The following is a 16704-nucleotide window of genomic DNA, read 5'->3' as shown; positions in this document are numbered from 1 at the left end:
ACATGTTGGAGGCGAGGAAACAGCATCGGAATCATTCTCATAAAATAGCTTCCCACAATGAGCAGGGATCGTTTTTTGCCCAAAAAATTCAACCCAAACTCACCCTAAATCAACCCAATGATAGTTATGAACAGGAAGCGGATGCCATGGCGGACAAAGTGATGCAGATGCCTGATAATCATATTATGCATCAGCCTTTTTTTAAACCGTCAATTTCACTCGTACAAGGAAAGTGTGCAAATTGTGAGGATGAGCAAGAGCATTTACAAAGAAAACAGGGGTATATCGAAATGGAATATGACCTGCAGCCACCGAAACTGCAACGCACTTGCGACGAATGTTCAATACAGCCACCTGAACCAAGCGAAATAGAAGAAGAAGAGGAAGAGGAAACCGCCGATCAATCAATTAGTCCTAAATCAGAAAATTTGAACGGAAATTCGGGAACCATGGACATTCCGGCTAATTTTCAGAATACGTTGCAACGCTCACAAAACTCCGGTGTACCGCTTGCCGAAGCAACACGAAACATTATGGAGAGTAGTTTTGGTCAGGATTTTAGTCACGTCCGCATTCATGTTGGTTCAGATGCTACCTCTCTCAACAGGCAAATTCAGGCAAAAGCTTTCACATATCAAAACAACATTTTTTTTAACTCCGGAAATTTCAATCCGGGCTCCAAACAGGGGCAACATTTGTTGGCTCACGAACTCACACATGTAGTTCAGCAAACTGGTGGTCGTGAATTTCAACCGAGCCTACAACGCAGTTTTGAGCCCAAAATAGGTAACTGGGCCCATGCGCAGATCCAACAACGCTTACGTGAAAAGGATGCAAAACTCATCACTGAAGCACCTATTCCCGGCGGCACGAGAGATATCAAAGCCATTAACACTGTTGGTTTTGCAGATCTTTACAAGGCAGAAAATCAAACTGTTTCAGGGATTAGCGGCCAGGAACCCCAAGAATCCAAAGATTTGCCCGAAGGATCCAAGTTTTTCAAATTCGTAAATATGGCTTCCAATTTTAAGAATAGAGCCAAGTCTAAATCGGGGATAAATTTTGGTCCAACCATTCACAAAAGAACCAGGAAGTTCGCCGGCAACTTCCCTGGCAACTTTCATATCGGCGAAATAAAGCCACTATTTCCCACGGAATTTCGGCAATCTCTTGCTTATCATGGACTTGGTCGTCTCCAAGTGGGTAATTATATTGAGGGTTTTCAAGAGTTTGCAAAACGGGTACACACTGATAATCCCCAAGAACCACAATTGCCGGCCACCATTACCGGCAGACCAATAAACATACCTGACACCAATATTCCTGATGCTATTAATTATAGAAAATTTGAACAGGAACGACTCAAGGGTGGTGCGGATGGGATTTATAAAAGAGATAAGGCGCATCATGAACGTATTTGGATATTGAAATTCAAAGACGGTATCTATGTTTATTTTCTGTTACCGCATCCCTATACATCGGATGCATTCCCTAAGCACCTGGAGGACCAGCTTAAAAAACTTAACCCATTAATTGATCGGTTGCGGAAGAAACGTCCTGCCATGAACAATACACTGGGACTTAAACGGGACGAGGGTTATCCGAATGCAACGGGGGCAAAACCCAAAAAGAATTCTGGTTTGCTGACCCTGCCAAATCCATCTATTCAGGCCAAAGGTGAAAATTGGAATGAACTGGCTAAAACCTGGGAGGTTGAACGTAAAAATTGGGTGAAAGGTACTGGGACAAGTACTGAAAAGCCTAAGGATTTTTTAAAGCAGCAGGCACGAGGGGTGGTGAAAAAAAATAAAATTGATGAAAAGCTTGGTGTGACTTCAAGTGATTCACTTATTAGGCAACAAATAAAATCAGTAGGTCAAATACGTTTTTGGAGTAGCCTAAAAGGGCGTTTTCTCGGCGCATTACGTTTCCGCTTTGGGAGTGCTTTCGACAAAGTAGAAGAACTCTTTGAAAAAATCAAGGAGAAATTCAAGAAACACCATGCCAACTCGACCAAACTTAACGAAAAGAACGGCATATTCGATGGATGGAAAAAAGTTGCAACTAAAGCAATTATTAGGTTAGGCGTGGCAATCTTCAAAGACATGGTCGTTCTTGCCTTTAAAGGATTCATTGATTGTATAAATGGTATTATCAACGCAATTAGTAGCCGTTTAACCGCTGTAATTGACGAGTCCAAAGATGAAGCCCTAGAAAAAATCGAACCGGTATGCTGTGAAATAATGGAGTTCAAAGGCAATCTGGAAAGAGAGTTTGAAAAACATGATAAACTAATGGCTTCTTTCACTGAAACGGTCGAAACTATTCGGGAGTGGAGGAAGATTCTTGACGTCGTGGAAGCTTCCGTCAGGATAGGCGTTCAGATAGTATCGTGCGGCACTCCCCCCGCACTCGGATGCCTATGGGGACTGGTTGCCCAGTTGGGTATTTCTTCGGGTTTGAGCCTATTGGCACGTACAGACTATTTTGAGGAAGAGATAGCCAAACCTGCGGCAAGAAGCTTACTTGACGCCGTTGTTGGTGATTCGCTGCATAATTTTCTCATCGATGTACTTGAGAGTACCCCCTTACAGCCGTTTGTGCTGGAGGCTAAGACCTGCGCAAGACGTAATTCATCATTAGGTAATCAAACAATTGGTGGCAACATCGATAAGCTTGATCCGAACGACCCAAAGAACGTGAAGGCCCGTGCGGAATGGGAGCAGGAGTATCAGGGAGAAATTCTGCGAGACCTCCAGGCGGTTTTTGAAAAAGGCAAGGGGAAAAAAGTTACACAGGAGGACCTATTGAAGTTGGTAGAATCAATGAACGCAAGTGGCAAAACACCTGCAGAGATAAAGGAAATGCTGATGAGTGCCAGGAATCCGGCTTCAGGCAAACTTAACCTGGATCTAGCTTCCGCAACGGTAAAGAGTGGGATGGTTCCCGAAGCAATAGACAAAGAGCGGAAAATTGATCTTGAAAAAGCCGTGCGCAACAATGTTGTTTTTCAACAACTCATTGGATGGGATCCACTTCAATTTATAAAAAAACCTGGCATTAAGGCTGACTCAACTGAATTTGCCGAAGCCGTTTATGACATGCAAATAGCCTTGGGCCTGAAACCCGACGGAATGTTGGGAGAAGAATCAGTTGTACGGTTTTACCAACGAAACAACCTTAAAAAAGACGCGATTTATAAGGAGGCTCTCAGGCAGTATGAAAATAAAATAGCAGAAAAAGAGAAAGCAGCTGAAAAAGAAAAAACACCGGAGGAAAAACCGTCTTCGCCTACGTACAAGGTTTTAAATGCTGCTGATTATCCGATTCAATCCGGGAAATTTCAATCCTATCCCAAATTCGTAAGACCCAAACTGCCTTATGAACTATACGAGGAAATTGTGTTGCAACGGCAGACTCCCGCGATAATTTCAATAGATTTATATGTACACGGCGTACATGCCTACCGAATACAAAATGTGGCTTTGAAAAATGTACAATTTTCTGAGTTATTGGCTACGCCGACAAACATTCCATTGATTATTATTACGTTAGTTGATGGTTTTCAACTGTTTGTTGAGGGAGAAGAGGCAATCTTCAAGCAATTAATTTGGAGGTATGACAAATAAGATGCGGCTAAGTAGAGGGTAGTTGCATATAGAACTGGGGTTTTGAACAAAACTTTTCAATAGAATATGGAAGATTAAATCTTCAATTAATTCGAAAAATTCGGGTTTGCCTTTTAAATGCCCAAATCTCAGGATTAAAATTTGCGCTGTCACTTCAAGCCGGTTTAAATTTTTCGATGCTCAAATTCTATTCGGGACTGAGAGTTTTTCGGCTAATAATATTACTGCAACCCGGGATCAGGAGACAATCGGCATAATGATACCTGACCCCGGTTTACAGCTTACCATCACTCAGGCAGAGAGCGGTTCTAGGGTGATAAGTCTTTCAGATGTGCCTCTTGCAGGTGGATACTCAGGTTTTGTGCGCAGGATTTTGAGACTTCCGGTACAGCTCATCGGAATGCAACAGATCCGTGAATCACAGGCTGACGAAGTGGTCTCCCGTCCCGAAAATGTCACGAATCCTCCTACGGATATTGGGGAATTTCGCATCCGGACAGGATTGGGGTTTGGCCCCGATCCATTTGCGTTACTGGGGGCATCATGGATATATACTTTTAGACCATTACTTTGGGTAGTCTTATAAGCTTATAATGGCAAATAAACGACTCCCTTATAAAGGGAGTTTCCATACTTTTTCATTTAGAAACGAAAGCCAAAAGTGAAATCCGCCAAACCCAAAACCGATACCATCTCCCAAGCCATACAGGTAAAGGTCGAGGGACAGCAGCGCTTTTTCCAGGCAGAAAGAGCGGGCAATATTTTTGAAGGAGGCAGCCCGGGCTTCTTTTCTTCCACCAGCGGAAATGCGGTGCAGTCCAAGCCATTTTTCACCAAGCCTTTTATACAGACAAAACTAACCATTGGCCAGCCGGGGGATAAGTACGAGCGGGAGGCGGATGCTATGCCGGACCAGGTAGTTCAAAAACAGGCTGCAGATGGTCCTCTCTCTATTGTACAGAGTATGTGCTCAGAATGCGCACAGGAGGAAGATGGCAATGGACCAAAAAGCCTTGATCATAGGAGGTTTTCACGGCGATGAGCAACCGGGCTATGAAATGGTCGACGGTTTGGTCAATGAACTCCGGAACGGCACCGGGCCTGCCAATACAGAATTGGCCTTTCACACTTTGATCATACCGAGATTGAACCGGGGTGCCATTGAGGATCATTTAAGCGGAGTAACTTCATATGATCGTCGTTGCAATCGTCAATTGGTAGATCTCAATAGAAGCTTACCTGTCTTCGGAAATAATCGCAGTTCTCCGCGTTGTCCCAACAGTGCCACAGCACCCGTTCAACCTGAAAATCAAGCGGTTATATTCCTAACTGCAGGTGCCCGTAGATATCGATATGCGCATTTATCCGCCCGCCAACCGGCCGGCCAGTATAGTGCAGGGTCTACGATTGGTCAAACGGGGGTAACTGGGAATGCGGTGGCAGATCGACCACATCTGCATTTAGAGGTTCAGCAAAATAACAGGGCTATTGATCCTGCAGGGACGTTCGCCACTCCAAACATGGTGAGGGCTGCTTTCAATCCTTTCGCTATAACGAATATCAATTTTTCCGAAGCTGAAAATTGTAATCCCTGCGCCATGTAAAATTATATTTGACTTGGTCTTTTATGAGATAGGAAGGTAGTTTCGGAGGTAAAAACGAAGTATTCCTGACCAAGAGCTATTCAACGAGTTGGATAAACATTTTTATCGGATTCTTTGAAGAATTTATTTGTTTACCATATATGAAAGTTTCTGAGATCAAAACAGCTGCCGCATTCCATACCATTCAAGCCAAAGGTGAGAAACAGCAGCTCTTTTTCCAGGCGGAAAAAGCGGACAGCACTTTTAAAAGGGGCAGCCCGCCGTTTTTTTCTGCCAGAAGAGGAAATGCTGTGCAGCCCAAAAGCGATATTCCTAACATTCAGGCATCTTCAGACTTGGAAAGCCGCCTGAATTCCTCCCGAGGCGGCGGATCGCCCCTGCCCGAAAAAACCCGTACTTCGATGGAATCGGCCTTCGGCTCTGATTTCAGCGGGGTACGGGTGCATACCAATAGCGGTGCGGTAAGGATGAACCAGGAATTGGGGGCGCAGGCGTTTACGCATGGAAGCAATATTTATTTTAATTCGGGGAAGTACAACCCGGGGAGAATGGAGGGGCAGCGGTTGCTTGGTCATGAGTTGACGCATGTCGTGCAGCAGGGCCATGCGATCAACTTGAAAAAAGATGCGGACGAAATAAGAGGTAAGACCCTTCAGTCGAAAGAAGTGACTCCAACTTCAACTAAAATACCGGCCAATGTCCAAAAAAAGGGACATGAACAAGATTGTGGGTGTTCGACCTGCACGGGAAAGACCTCCCTGTTGAAAAGCAAAGAACCTGATCGACCTTTCATGCTACAAAGAAAAGGCCATGATCGGGGTTGTGGCTGCCCCGAATGTGCCGGTCAATTAAGCAGACAAAAAATTGGGCCTAATATCACTCAGTTTCTACAGAGAAAGCAAACCAATGAACTGTTTATCCAATTGGCGCCAAGTAATGTGGTTCCTCACACATTCCTTGGAGTCGGTGTGTCCGGTGGGGTTGACCGAAGAATGGTTACCCGATTAAATCTTGTGCAAGGTGAACTTCAAAGACAATATAACGCGCTGCCCGTTCAGGGAAGGCCTGCATCGCTTCAAGAATACGCCGGATTATCCACGATTAGTGGCTGGCAGGACAGATCGGGATCCCACGGTACCGGAAATGCTGTGGATGTAAACTACTATAATCAACCCTACATTGCAACCAGAACTACGGAAGGCGGCAGAACCACATATGGAGGTGAGCGGGCGGAAAGAAAATTGCCTGATACTGCAACAGATGCCGAAATAAGAGCAGAACGCTCCCGGGTAAGAACAATTACAGGATTTCGTCAGCCAGCAGTTGAGGTCTATGACAGAGCGATGAACTTTGTTCGAATTCAACCGACCGCTTTAAGTATGGCGGATGTGGGAAATAGGAGGACAGGCGAAACTGCCACCGAGGCTTATCGGCGGTTTCATACTGTATCTGAGGCTTTGCGGGTCTATTTTGGTTTGGTATTTCATACAAATTATGAGAGAGTGACACGTCGGCCAATTGTAAATCCTGAAACGGCTTCTGAAACAGTATTACTTTCAATTCCAACAACGGAACGTAAAGATGAAGCTTCTGCTGTTGCAGATATTACTACTTTCATGGCTGATCCTGGCTGGATACGTGAACACCCATCTTATCCGTTATCTGCCCGTGAGCAATTTTTCAGGATTCTTAGAGATTATGAGGTAGTACGAAAGCCAATGCTTAGAGGGTCACCTAGTACCCAGCCATCCGATACAAGGAATCCTGCCCTTGGTTTTTTACACATGCCAGAACATTTTGTTGTGGCAATGATGGATCAGGGCAATTTGCGCTGGGGAGCCTGTGAATTTAGTAGAAGAGCAAATGGAGATATCCATCATTTTGACATGACTGCACCATATCATACCCCTGCACCTGTTCCGGCGGCAGGAACAGACGCCGTGCCGGATCGGGAAAGTGTCGGAAATTAAGAACTAATTCAAAGCTTTTTTAATTATTTCAAATGAAATTGTGAGCGTTGAACTTAAGGTTAAAATAGGAGAAGTGACTGATGAAATTTAAGATGGTTGTATCCATGGGAGCCGCAAATGGATAAATGAAAATACAGCAGCGCAAAAAACCTCTAAACCAAATCAAATGCATAGGCATAGTCCAAAATATCCTTGAAACCATGTATGCCAAGCTTTCTATTGATGTTTTTCCGGTGTTTTTCCACCGTATGCCTGCTAATAAATAGATCATCAGAAATTTCCGGGTTGTTTCTTCCTACTGCCAGCAATTTCAGAATTTCTGACTCCCTCTCGGTCAATTGATTAAATTGACATCGGTGACTGTCTCGGAACATCTCTTCAGAAATAATCCGTAACATTTTCTTATTTAAACCGACGAATTTCGAAATTGGGATGGTCATGGTAAGATAGCCATAACACACAGATTTTAATTTCTTGAAAATTACCAAACAAATACAATAGGCATTGATCTTTGAATTGAACACTTGTTGGTAGTTAGAGTAGATGGAACCCAGCTGTTGATTTTCAAAGAAATTCCTGACTTTAGGCAACTCATATTGCAGCGTGTCAGGATGATAAAATTTTTCGTTGAAATCGAGCTCTATATTTTTTGAATTTCCTGAAGACAGCCCAATCCAGTCCCGCCCTTCCCTATTCAGATACCTAAGATTAAAATCTTCATCGGTATAAAACAAGACTTCCCCGCTCAATTCACCCACCTGCTCAAAAGTTAGTTGGTTGGTTTGCAGCAAATCCTCATAAACTTTTAAATTTTCATACTGCTGGTTCAAAACGGAGGTTAACGTTTCCATAGCTAAAATAATTAAGTACAAGTAATAATCTTAAAAGAAATTTATATCCCTATTATCTATGGGTATCACTGGATATCCAAGAATTGAAAATAATACTTAATTAATTATTGGTTTAGTATTATTAGAGGCCTTTAAAACGTCGAAAATTTTTAAAGCTCTCGTTCCGCGAAACAAAATTTTAAATTCTACCTGAAACAGGACCCTTTTGCAATTACTTATCGGAAAGCGCATATTATAAATTTCAAAATAATGTCTGACAAATGCAATTTTTTTAATAGAATTATTCATTTTCTGTTAATTAAAGATATAAACTAACTATTAATGCGTATCAAAGTCCTTACTCCGAATATCTGTTTTCCCTATCTTATACATCCAATTTTATTACCTCTGGATAGGGCCAGCAGTCTCTTCTTAGCCAGTGTCGTTAAATCCTCCATTGTAAACTTGGTTCCCGTAATCCAAAGTAAAAACCCCTTTGAGTAACTAAGTGAACCGGTTACAATGGTATATCAGAAACCTGTCTTATTTGTTACGCTTTAAGTGAACATTTTTTTAACAGGATGAGAAATCCTAAAAAGACTAGTCTAACACAAAAATATATGCTGTAAGAAAAGCTTTAGTCAAACGGGAGGAGTAGAAACTCATTTCATTCCGATTTTCAAGATGATGTTGTTCGGGAAAAGGATTCTATTTAGCTTTGATGGGTGTTTAACCCGGAATATGCATTAGAATTTCTGCTGGGGACCTAAAACGCTTTAAAATCATCATTAAGCTATATTATGAGATTTTTTAAGATGGGAAAGAAAAGATTACTATTCATACTTGCCATTTTATTTATTGTAATCCTCAACTATTGTCTTAACCTATCCTCAAATCTTTTTCTGCTGTTTCCTCCTGAGGGGGCGGTGATGGTAAATGAAAACGGCTGGAGAATTTTACAAACCAATCAGAAAAGCTATGCTACCAAAACAGAATTCCACTCCAGTGCATTTACCGTCAAAGAGCTGACTTTTAGGCGGAACCATCCGGACTTTTTTCAACGACAGTTTTTAAAAATATTCCCGGGTAAAATAAAGATCGTAGAAATATCGCCAGAAAATGATTTCATGATTGTTTCTAATCCCCATACAGGGTTTCAATCAATGAATACTGGGGAAGCCCTTAAAAACTCCCCGGCCAACTTTGTACTAAACGCCAATTTTTATGGAACAAAAAATCAGATAATGGGGGAATTGATACTGGACGGCCGGAAATACAAAAAAGAAACCAGCAACAGCGGATTTTTCAGGGTCATCGAAAACATTCCACATGTAGGCCCCCGCTCCTATATCAATTCTATACCGGGGGAAATCCAATACTCCTGCCAGGCCTTTCCCTCCGTTATGAACGATGGTCAGATTTTCTCCTATATATTATCGGAGAAAAGTCCATCCAAACCCTTGTGGAAGAAAAAAACCTACCGCAACCTGGTGGGCAGAAAAAAGAATGGCAACATCGTATTTATCTTATCCAACCAAAGGGGTTTTCTATCCATAAAGGAAATCTCTATAATCGCCAAAGTTTACGGAGTGGATACCGCCGCTTTATTTGACGGAGGCAAAGCGCTGCAGTACAAGATTGACCATCCCGATTTCAAGATGACCTTTGCCGCTTTCAACAATTCATTTTCCCTGGGTAAAAGAATTGATGATTATTTTATGAGAAAGTTCAGATCACCCTTTATCCAGAAATCACCGGTTTTTATTGGCGTCAAGTTACATTAGACTATTTTTTTTAGTAAGCTGTTCGGCATTTGCAATGTCGAACCCAGATAATGGGGATTTGTAATCCCCACACTAAAAGCATGATTTCGGACCTTTTCGTAATAGAGGTGGGAATGAAATTTACTTTCCAGCTTCTCTTTTAAATATCAATGTGGGTTATTTTTTTAACTTCCCACAACCTCACTCTCACTTCACAACCTCAAATTTCATTTCCTTTTTACCCTAATATACCAAAGCTTCGGTATTGTATGGCTTTGGTATGGGGGGTACCTTGCTAACAATATATTAGTTTCCATAAATGGGAGCGAGGGGGCAAAGCTGTGGACAGCTTAATTAAAGTTGGTCAAGCAATTCGTATATATAAAGAGAGAATACAAGCAAAAACTGAATAAAAAAAAAGTTAAACCACTGATGGATAATACAATAAATTAACTTAATACCATGTCCCGAGAGAAAAGAAATGAAAAAAGTAGTTCATGGGTTTTTCTCTTTTATGGTAGTCTTTGCTTCTGCATCCTGCAATAGAAGCTCAACGCAACTACCGGCTATTACAGAACTCACAGATAAACAAAAGGAGATTATAAAATGCAAATTACAGTTCAAGTTTTAGCAGATGTGGCACGCCCACTCCACCAAAAAGAGGCCCCCACTGCCGAATCGGAAGGGCTGTTAAAGATGATCGAGTCATTTGGCCTCACACTGGAGTCAATGCACAAAAATACAGATGATCCAAACCTCCAGCGCTATTTCATAGTGGAGGTGCCGGACCGTGAAACTGCACAACAGGTGATCGACCGTCTCCTACAGTCCGAAGCAATTGAGGGGGCCTACATTAAGCCCCCTGATGAATTACCTTAAATTTTTATTTTCAAATGACTTATAAAGATTAGTATTATGGCAAAACAATCAAAATCAAAAAAAAATCAATCATCAGAAGATCCACAGGGCGAAGAGAACTTCCCGGCAAAACGCCAGCTAATCGTCATAGGGAAGCGTGACCTTGGGCTCCGTGCAAAAAAGGAAGCTGTTTCCTCTGTCACCGGAGCCAACGTCAAGCCACTAAATGACCTACTGGCCTCAGAAGAAGTGACGTTGGAGCCTCTCTTCGGTGTCAGCGAGGAACGACTCCAAGCACAAGCAGCTACGTTGGCCTTGGAGACAGGTGCAGAGGTTCCTGACCTGTCCGTCTACTACCATGTTGAAGCCCCAGATGAGCTTCTGGACGACCTGGCGAACCGCCTACAACAGATGGAGGGGATCGAAGCGGCGTACGTGAAGCCCCCCGCGGAACCAGCACAGATGAAACTCAATGATATTGCTCCCAGGACAGATGAACCACCAACTCATACGCCCGATTTCACAGCTCGTCAGGAATACCTGAACGCGGCCCCAATCGGAATTGATGCACGGTATGCATGGACAGTGCCGGGGGGAAGGGGAGCGGGGTTCAATATCATTGACATTGAGTGGGGTTGGAACTTTAATCATGAAGACTTGCTGCATAACCAGGGAGGGGTAGTTTCCGGAACCAATAGTACCGATGACAACCATGGTACTGCAGTACTTGGTGAGTACAGTGGTGATCGCAATTCCTTTGGCGTGGCGGGAATTAGTCCGGATTCTAATGCAATGGCAGTGTCCCTAGTTGGGAATAACACTTCCCAAGCTATCCGAATAGCAGCTGACCGGTTGAAGCGGGGTGATATCATCCTACTAGAAGTGCATCGAGGAGGTCCTCAATTTAACCCCGGTGACAGGACCAGATTTGGCTTTATTGCCATAGAATGGTGGCCCGACGACTTCGACGCAATACGTTACGCGATCAGTAAAGGGGTCATCGTTGTAGAGGCAGCCGGCAATGGCGGTCAGAATTTCGATGACGGTGTGTACGACACCAGACCTATTAATCATCCTAGAATGGGAACGTTTCCGGCTAGTTGGAAAAACCCTTTCAATCCTGCCAATCCCAGTTCCGGCGCTGTTGTCGTTGGAGCAGGCATGCCTCCCGCAGGTACCCATGGAAGAAATCGTCAACCAGGCTGGGGAGACGTGTACGCAGACAGAGGGCGATGCTATTTTTCCAACTATGGTGCCAGAATTGACGCGCAGGGCTGGGGATGGGAGGTTACCACGACCGGCTACGGGGATCTCCAAGGCGGGTCGGATCGAAACGAATGGTACACCGACCAATTCAGCGGCACTTCCAGCGCCTCTCCCATCATCGTTGGTGCGTTGGCCTGCGTGCAGGGAGTCTTGCGAGCCCAAAGGCGAATTCCACTGAGTCCTGCCAGAGCCATCCAGTTGCTTCGGTCCACTGGTTCCCCACAGCAGGACGGCCCAGCGTTCACATTCATCCCTGATATGGCAGGTACCGGATACCCACAGAACCATCCTGCTAGGCCACGCACCCAACGCATCGGCAACCGCCCCAATTTACGGCAACTGATTTCCAGAGCATTAGAGACGCGGACTTGGGTAGGAGTCCAATTCTCAAGATCAATCCCTGCCGGAACAACACGCCGGTATTTTACGCACAGTTGGCCGGCGCATTGGCATGTGGTGTGGACAGTCGTACCAACTAGCCCACAGCGGGGGGCACCCCAGATAGAGTGGAACGTCCAAGTGGAGCGTGCATCCGATCAACACATCACCTACTTTATCAGTATCACTAACCTTACGCAAATTCCCGTAAATATTGAAGGACGCTACGCCGTACTAGGCTGGTAACTAAACATTTTATAAACTAAACTAAAAAGATATTATGAGAGTCGGAGTCCAATTTTCAAGATCAATCCCCGCTGGAGCATCGAGACGCTATTTTACGCACAGTTGGCCGGAAGCATGGCATGTGATGTGGTATGTCGTACCTACTTCACCGCAAAGGGGTGCCCCGCAGATCGAGTGGAACGTCCAAGTGGAACGGGCCTCGAGCACCCACTTCACATACTGGATTATTGTCAAGAACCTTACATCGGATCCGGTAAATATAGAAGGACGGTATGTTGTATTAAACTAAAGGAGGTAAAAATGCGTATTATTATCGAAACAACAGAACAAACAAGTGTAGTACAAACCAATTACGAGCCAATGGCATCCGACAATGTCGAGACCGCCGATGTTGGCGCACCGGCAGAAACACTTGTCAAAGCCATTGCAGAGGCACGACTCGAATCAACAGAGAGTGAAGAAACAGATGGCGGCGCCCCAGCTGGATGGCTTTTAGAAGCTGTCGGTGGAACAGAATCGCAACCCAGTACCGACGGTGATGGTATGGACACGGACGCTGGCAGTTCGCCAAGTACCGAAGGGTAGGAAGGGAGGAAAAACGCAATTAGGAGTTGACAAACCTTGTCTATGAAAGGCTTGCCAACTCCGCTATTGCAATTTTACCTCTAAGTTGGATATAACATTTTCAAGTGTATCAAAGTAGCAATTTTGGTTTCTCTTTTTAATCACTACCAATGTAGAAGTACTGCATTGGGAAGGCCATTCGAGCTCCTGTTAACAGGAACCTAGAAATTGACACAGGTTATTTTTTAGGGGCCAGCTCAACGCGCTGTGTGATCCTGAGGAGGTACCGTTGGCTGTGTCCCCTCCAAGAAAGTTTTCTGAGCGCCGGTAAAGCCATTTTTTCGGTAAGGGCAATGGCCAACTAACACTTCAAAAGTAGTCCGATGAAATGTTGGACATTGGCCAGGTGCTTAAAAAGGGATACATGTTTATCCTATCCCCTGCAGTTGACTTCGTTTTTCAATCATCACTTTTTCCCTTTTTAACCCAAAATACCAAAGTTTTGGTATTGTCAATGATCTATACACTTTATAAATTAAACTTTAAATTATCTGATTATTCCGATTTTACAAGCTAGGGATTGATTGGTAATAATAAAACATGTTTTACCTGATAATTCTTATCAAAAAAAAAGTAATTGATTGATCCGAATATTTTCTAATTATAAAATTATATAAAACAATGTCAATAATACAAACCTCTATAAAAGAAAAAATTACTTCAAAAAGTGAAACTTCTTCAAGTAATTTTTGCGATTTACCAGACGTACCTGAAAGGACGCTTAATCCCAACATGGATCCACATAGAATCCAATTAATCCTAATTCTTGACAAAAAATGGGTAAATGGCACAATATTACATTATTATTTCTTTGATAAAGATTCTGATGGAAGAGAACGAAGGTTGTCAAACGGAAGTAGTGAATGGATAACATGGACCACTAATGAAAGGGAGAAAGAAATAGTTAGAAATGCTTTTGATACTTGGAAAAATCAAAGTATCGGTATTGATTTCAAAGAAGTGGATACCAGGGAGGAGGCTGAAATAAGAATCGGGTTTATGCGTGGGGATGGATCTTGGTCCTACTTGGGACGGGATATAATTGATATTGGGATAGGAAGAGATGAACGCACCATGAACTTTGGATGGGACCTTACCCGAAATACAAATGGATTAGATACTGCAATTCACGAAATTGGCCATACGCTTGGATTTCCTCATGAACACCAGAATCCGAATTCCGGAATCATCTGGGATGAAGAAGCAGTTTACAGGGCACTATCGAATCCTCCCAATAATTGGAACAGAGAAAAAACCTATCATAATATTATCCGAAAAATCGATCCTGATTCTATTCAAGGATCTAGTTGGGATCCTGAATCTGTAATGCATTATCCTTTTCACCCTGGTTTAATTTTGGAGCCTTCGGAATATAATATAAATGGGATTACCCCCAGTGGGGGATTATCTGAAAGGGATAAAATTTGGGTACGGACTTTTTATCCTCCTTTGGAAGAATCATACCCAGAATTGAAAGCATTTGAATCGGCGAAATTGGTTTTATTTCCAGGCGAGCAACAAAATTTTGCTATTAAACCCAATGCATCTAGAAGGTATAATATAAGGACTTTTGGTAATTCGGATACGGTAATGGTCCTTTTTGAAGAAGCCAATGGCGAATTGTTATTCCTTGAAGGCAGTGATGACAGCGGAATGGACGAGAACGCCAAAATTAGATGCAGACTTAGGAAAGACAGGAAATATGTCTTGAGGATTAGGATGTATTTTGAAGACAGTGCTGGTGAGACCGCTGTCATGATGTGGTGAGAAGTGTTTTATTTGAATTAGGCACCTAATAATAATAATTTCTATAAGGGTCAGGTGGTCCAGTGGTTATCATTATCCTCAAATTTTCAAAGATTGCTTCTTTCATTTTGTAGCATTTGAACGTACAGTCTCATTCGTTGAAAAATTGTAGGTTCATGACCAAAGGGTGGTTACCACTAAGTCATACTTTGAACATCGTGGTCGGTTGGCACATCTATTTGAGATATTCACAATTTTCTCCCGACTTTTAACGAGTCTTTTTTGAATTATGGCCTCCATGCGGTTAAAAATTCATTTTTGGCTCAAGCATCGCTGTTGATGTAATTTTTGATAAACATATCAAAATTGGCATTGGAGGTGGTTTCCACTATTTTACCATTACAGAAGAAACACCTTTTGCACCGTTTTCTATGTCTACCATCTTGATTTTATTTTAGACTTCGTCTGATCAAGTAATCTTGCTCGCCCACAAAGGATTCGTCTACTTCTACTTCCCCCGATTTAGAAAAATTTGATTGATATTCAGCATCTTCATTATCTTCTACTTGAAAACCGGTAAGACTTAGCTCAGGATTACAAATCCAATCGCTTCTTTAACAGTTTATGAGATGATTCCTAACTATAATAGATTATGATTCCTAAATCTAAATACATAATTAATATATTCAATCAATTAGAAAATTAAAACATGAAACATCGTGTAACAGTTAATGCACTTCATCTAAGATCAGCGCCCTATGCAAGGGCTAATACAAAAATGGCAATTTTAACATATGGCCATCTAGTGGAATTGGAAGGCACACAGGTGAGAGAAAATTGGGCTAGGGCTAAAACCAGCATAAACAATTTAAGTTTAACAGGATATTTAAATATAAGATATCTGATCCCAGAGGTTGATTTTGAAGAACCTGAAAGAATTAAAAAAATAGAATCGGTTCACCTACAACCTAATAGGAGAACTATTTCAAGAAGGAATTTTAACGGCGGTCGAGCATACCCACTTAAAGAAGAAAATATGCCTTTTAGAATAAAATCAGAAAGTTTAGAAAACAAAAAATCAGCATTGATAAAAATAATTGATTGGCTAGATGTTGAAAATAGTGTAAGATATTTGCCTTTTGATAACAAAACCTTCTGCAATATATATGCACACGATTTTTGCTACTTAGCAAATGTTTATTTGCCTAGGGTCTGGTGGATGGAAAATGCACTAATAAACCTTTCCAGAGGCAATAATGTCATACCAAGGTATGGGGAAACACTAAGAGAGTTGAATGTAAATAGTATATTTGTTTGGCTAAGAGAATGGGGGGAAACATTTGGTTGGAAAAGAATTTTTAGTTTAGATCAACTACAAAATACTGCGAATAATGGGAATATTGGATTAATTATAGGCCAACGAGATAATGAAAATCGATCAGGACATATAACTGTTGTTACACCTGAATTCTCAAATTATGGAGCAATTAAAGTAAACGGAACGATTACCAGGCCACTCCAAAGCCACGCAGGAAGTACTAATGATAAATATATGAACAACCATTGGTGGACTAACTCTAGGTATAGAGAATATGCATTTTATATTAATGAATCAACATAAAGCAGGAGAATAGATCATAATTTCGCACAACACTAGTCCGGCATGCTTATTTTCAATGCTGGAGATGACTTTATTATTTGTTTGATTAAAGCTCTCTAGATAATGTTTCGACTAATTGTACAAATAATTCATAATGATGAAAGCCTAGTAGTAGAAATGCCTTTTAATT

Annotated in this window: 13 protein-coding genes; 12 read left to right on the top strand and 1 reads right to left on the bottom strand. The window is 42.2% G+C overall.

Features of this window, described 5'->3' with window-relative positions:
- The first annotated feature begins 2 nt into the window (after window positions 1-2).
- From FQ608_RS19125 to FQ608_RS19105, 5 genes are all read left to right on the top strand, one after another.
- Window positions 3-3629 carry an eCIS core domain-containing protein gene (locus FQ608_RS19125; RefSeq protein WP_158860095.1) on the top strand — a complete coding sequence of 1209 codons (3627 nt, stop codon included), beginning with the start codon at window positions 3-5 and terminating at the stop codon, window positions 3627-3629.
- Between the two features lie 256 nt (window positions 3630-3885).
- Window positions 3886-4215, top strand: coding sequence for a hypothetical protein (locus tag FQ608_RS19120; RefSeq protein WP_158860094.1), 330 nt, complete (start codon window positions 3886-3888; stop codon window positions 4213-4215).
- 75 nt (window positions 4216-4290) lie between these two features.
- Window positions 4291-4671, top strand: coding sequence for a hypothetical protein (locus FQ608_RS27270; RefSeq protein WP_199856415.1), 381 nt, complete (start codon window positions 4291-4293; stop codon window positions 4669-4671).
- A complete protein-coding gene (locus FQ608_RS19110; protein WP_234364278.1) occupies window positions 4622-5233 on the top strand; it encodes a peptidoglycan DD-metalloendopeptidase family protein in 612 nt (203 codons plus the stop codon). The genes FQ608_RS27270 and FQ608_RS19110 overlap by 50 nt, the downstream gene beginning before the upstream one ends.
- Window positions 5234-5373: 140 nt before the next feature.
- Window positions 5374-7203, top strand: coding sequence for an eCIS core domain-containing protein (locus FQ608_RS19105; RefSeq protein ID WP_158860092.1), 1830 nt, complete (start codon window positions 5374-5376; stop codon window positions 7201-7203).
- Window positions 7204-7355: 152 nt separating this feature from the next.
- Here the strand turns inward: FQ608_RS19105 and FQ608_RS19100 are convergent, their stop codons facing one another.
- Window positions 7356-8054, bottom strand: coding sequence for a response regulator transcription factor (locus FQ608_RS19100; protein ID WP_158860091.1), 699 nt, complete (start codon window positions 8052-8054; stop codon window positions 7356-7358).
- A 321-nt stretch (window positions 8055-8375) separates the two neighbouring features.
- On the opposite strand from FQ608_RS19100, the gene FQ608_RS27550 reads away from it, so the two are divergent.
- From FQ608_RS27550 to FQ608_RS19070, 7 genes are all read left to right on the top strand, one after another.
- Window positions 8376-8537 (top strand): hypothetical protein, encoded by a 162-nt coding sequence (locus tag FQ608_RS27550; protein WP_234364277.1) that lies wholly within the window; start codon window positions 8376-8378, stop codon window positions 8535-8537.
- Window positions 8538-8833: 296 nt separating this feature from the next.
- A complete protein-coding gene (locus FQ608_RS19095) occupies window positions 8834-9817 on the top strand; it encodes a phosphodiester glycosidase family protein (RefSeq protein ID WP_158860090.1) in 984 nt (327 codons plus the stop codon).
- 615 nt (window positions 9818-10432) lie between these two features.
- Entirely contained in the window at window positions 10433-10675 is a 243-nt protein-coding gene (locus FQ608_RS19090) for a hypothetical protein (RefSeq protein WP_158860089.1), read from the top strand.
- 36 nt (window positions 10676-10711) lie between these two features.
- The gene (locus FQ608_RS19085) at window positions 10712-12544 is read left to right on the top strand and encodes a S8 family peptidase (RefSeq protein WP_158860088.1); all 1833 of its coding nucleotides are present in this window, start codon (window positions 10712-10714) and stop codon (window positions 12542-12544) included.
- Window positions 12545-12718: 174 nt separating this feature from the next.
- Window positions 12719-13129, top strand: coding sequence for a hypothetical protein (locus FQ608_RS19080; RefSeq protein ID WP_158860087.1), 411 nt, complete (start codon window positions 12719-12721; stop codon window positions 13127-13129).
- Between the two features lie 660 nt (window positions 13130-13789).
- Window positions 13790-14935 (top strand): M12 family metallopeptidase, encoded by a 1146-nt coding sequence (locus tag FQ608_RS19075; protein WP_158860086.1) that lies wholly within the window; start codon window positions 13790-13792, stop codon window positions 14933-14935.
- A 688-nt stretch (window positions 14936-15623) separates the two neighbouring features.
- Complete coding sequence (locus FQ608_RS19070; protein WP_158860085.1) at window positions 15624-16535, top strand: hypothetical protein; 912 nt, start codon at window positions 15624-15626, stop codon at window positions 16533-16535.
- Window positions 16536-16704: the final 169 nt, after the last annotated feature.

The organism is Lunatibacter salilacus, assembly GCF_009797935.1.
In the GTDB taxonomy this organism is placed as follows: domain Bacteria; phylum Bacteroidota; class Bacteroidia; order Cytophagales; family Cyclobacteriaceae; genus Lunatibacter; species Lunatibacter salilacus.
The sequence above is the reverse complement of the archived record's forward strand: the minus strand, read 5'-3'. Positions and strand labels throughout refer to the sequence as shown.

Coding starts and splice junctions, on each gene's coding strand:
- FQ608_RS19125 (WP_158860095.1), top strand. CDS start 3: ATGTTGGAGGCGAGGAAACAGCATCGGAATCATTCTCATAAAATAGCT.
- FQ608_RS19120 (WP_158860094.1), top strand. CDS start 3,886: ATGATACCTGACCCCGGTTTACAGCTTACCATCACTCAGGCAGAGAGC.
- FQ608_RS19110 (WP_234364278.1), top strand. CDS start 4,622: ATGGCAATGGACCAAAAAGCCTTGATCATAGGAGGTTTTCACGGCGAT.
- FQ608_RS19105 (WP_158860092.1), top strand. CDS start 5,374: ATGAAAGTTTCTGAGATCAAAACAGCTGCCGCATTCCATACCATTCAA.
- FQ608_RS19100 (WP_158860091.1), bottom strand. CDS start 8,054: ATGGAAACGTTAACCTCCGTTTTGAACCAGCAGTATGAAAATTTAAAA.
- FQ608_RS27550 (WP_234364277.1), top strand. CDS start 8,376: ATGCGTATCAAAGTCCTTACTCCGAATATCTGTTTTCCCTATCTTATA.
- FQ608_RS19095 (WP_158860090.1), top strand. CDS start 8,834: ATGAGATTTTTTAAGATGGGAAAGAAAAGATTACTATTCATACTTGCC.
- FQ608_RS19085 (WP_158860088.1), top strand. CDS start 10,712: ATGGCAAAACAATCAAAATCAAAAAAAAATCAATCATCAGAAGATCCA.
- FQ608_RS19075 (WP_158860086.1), top strand. CDS start 13,790: ATGTCAATAATACAAACCTCTATAAAAGAAAAAATTACTTCAAAAAGT.
- FQ608_RS19070 (WP_158860085.1), top strand. CDS start 15,624: ATGAAACATCGTGTAACAGTTAATGCACTTCATCTAAGATCAGCGCCC.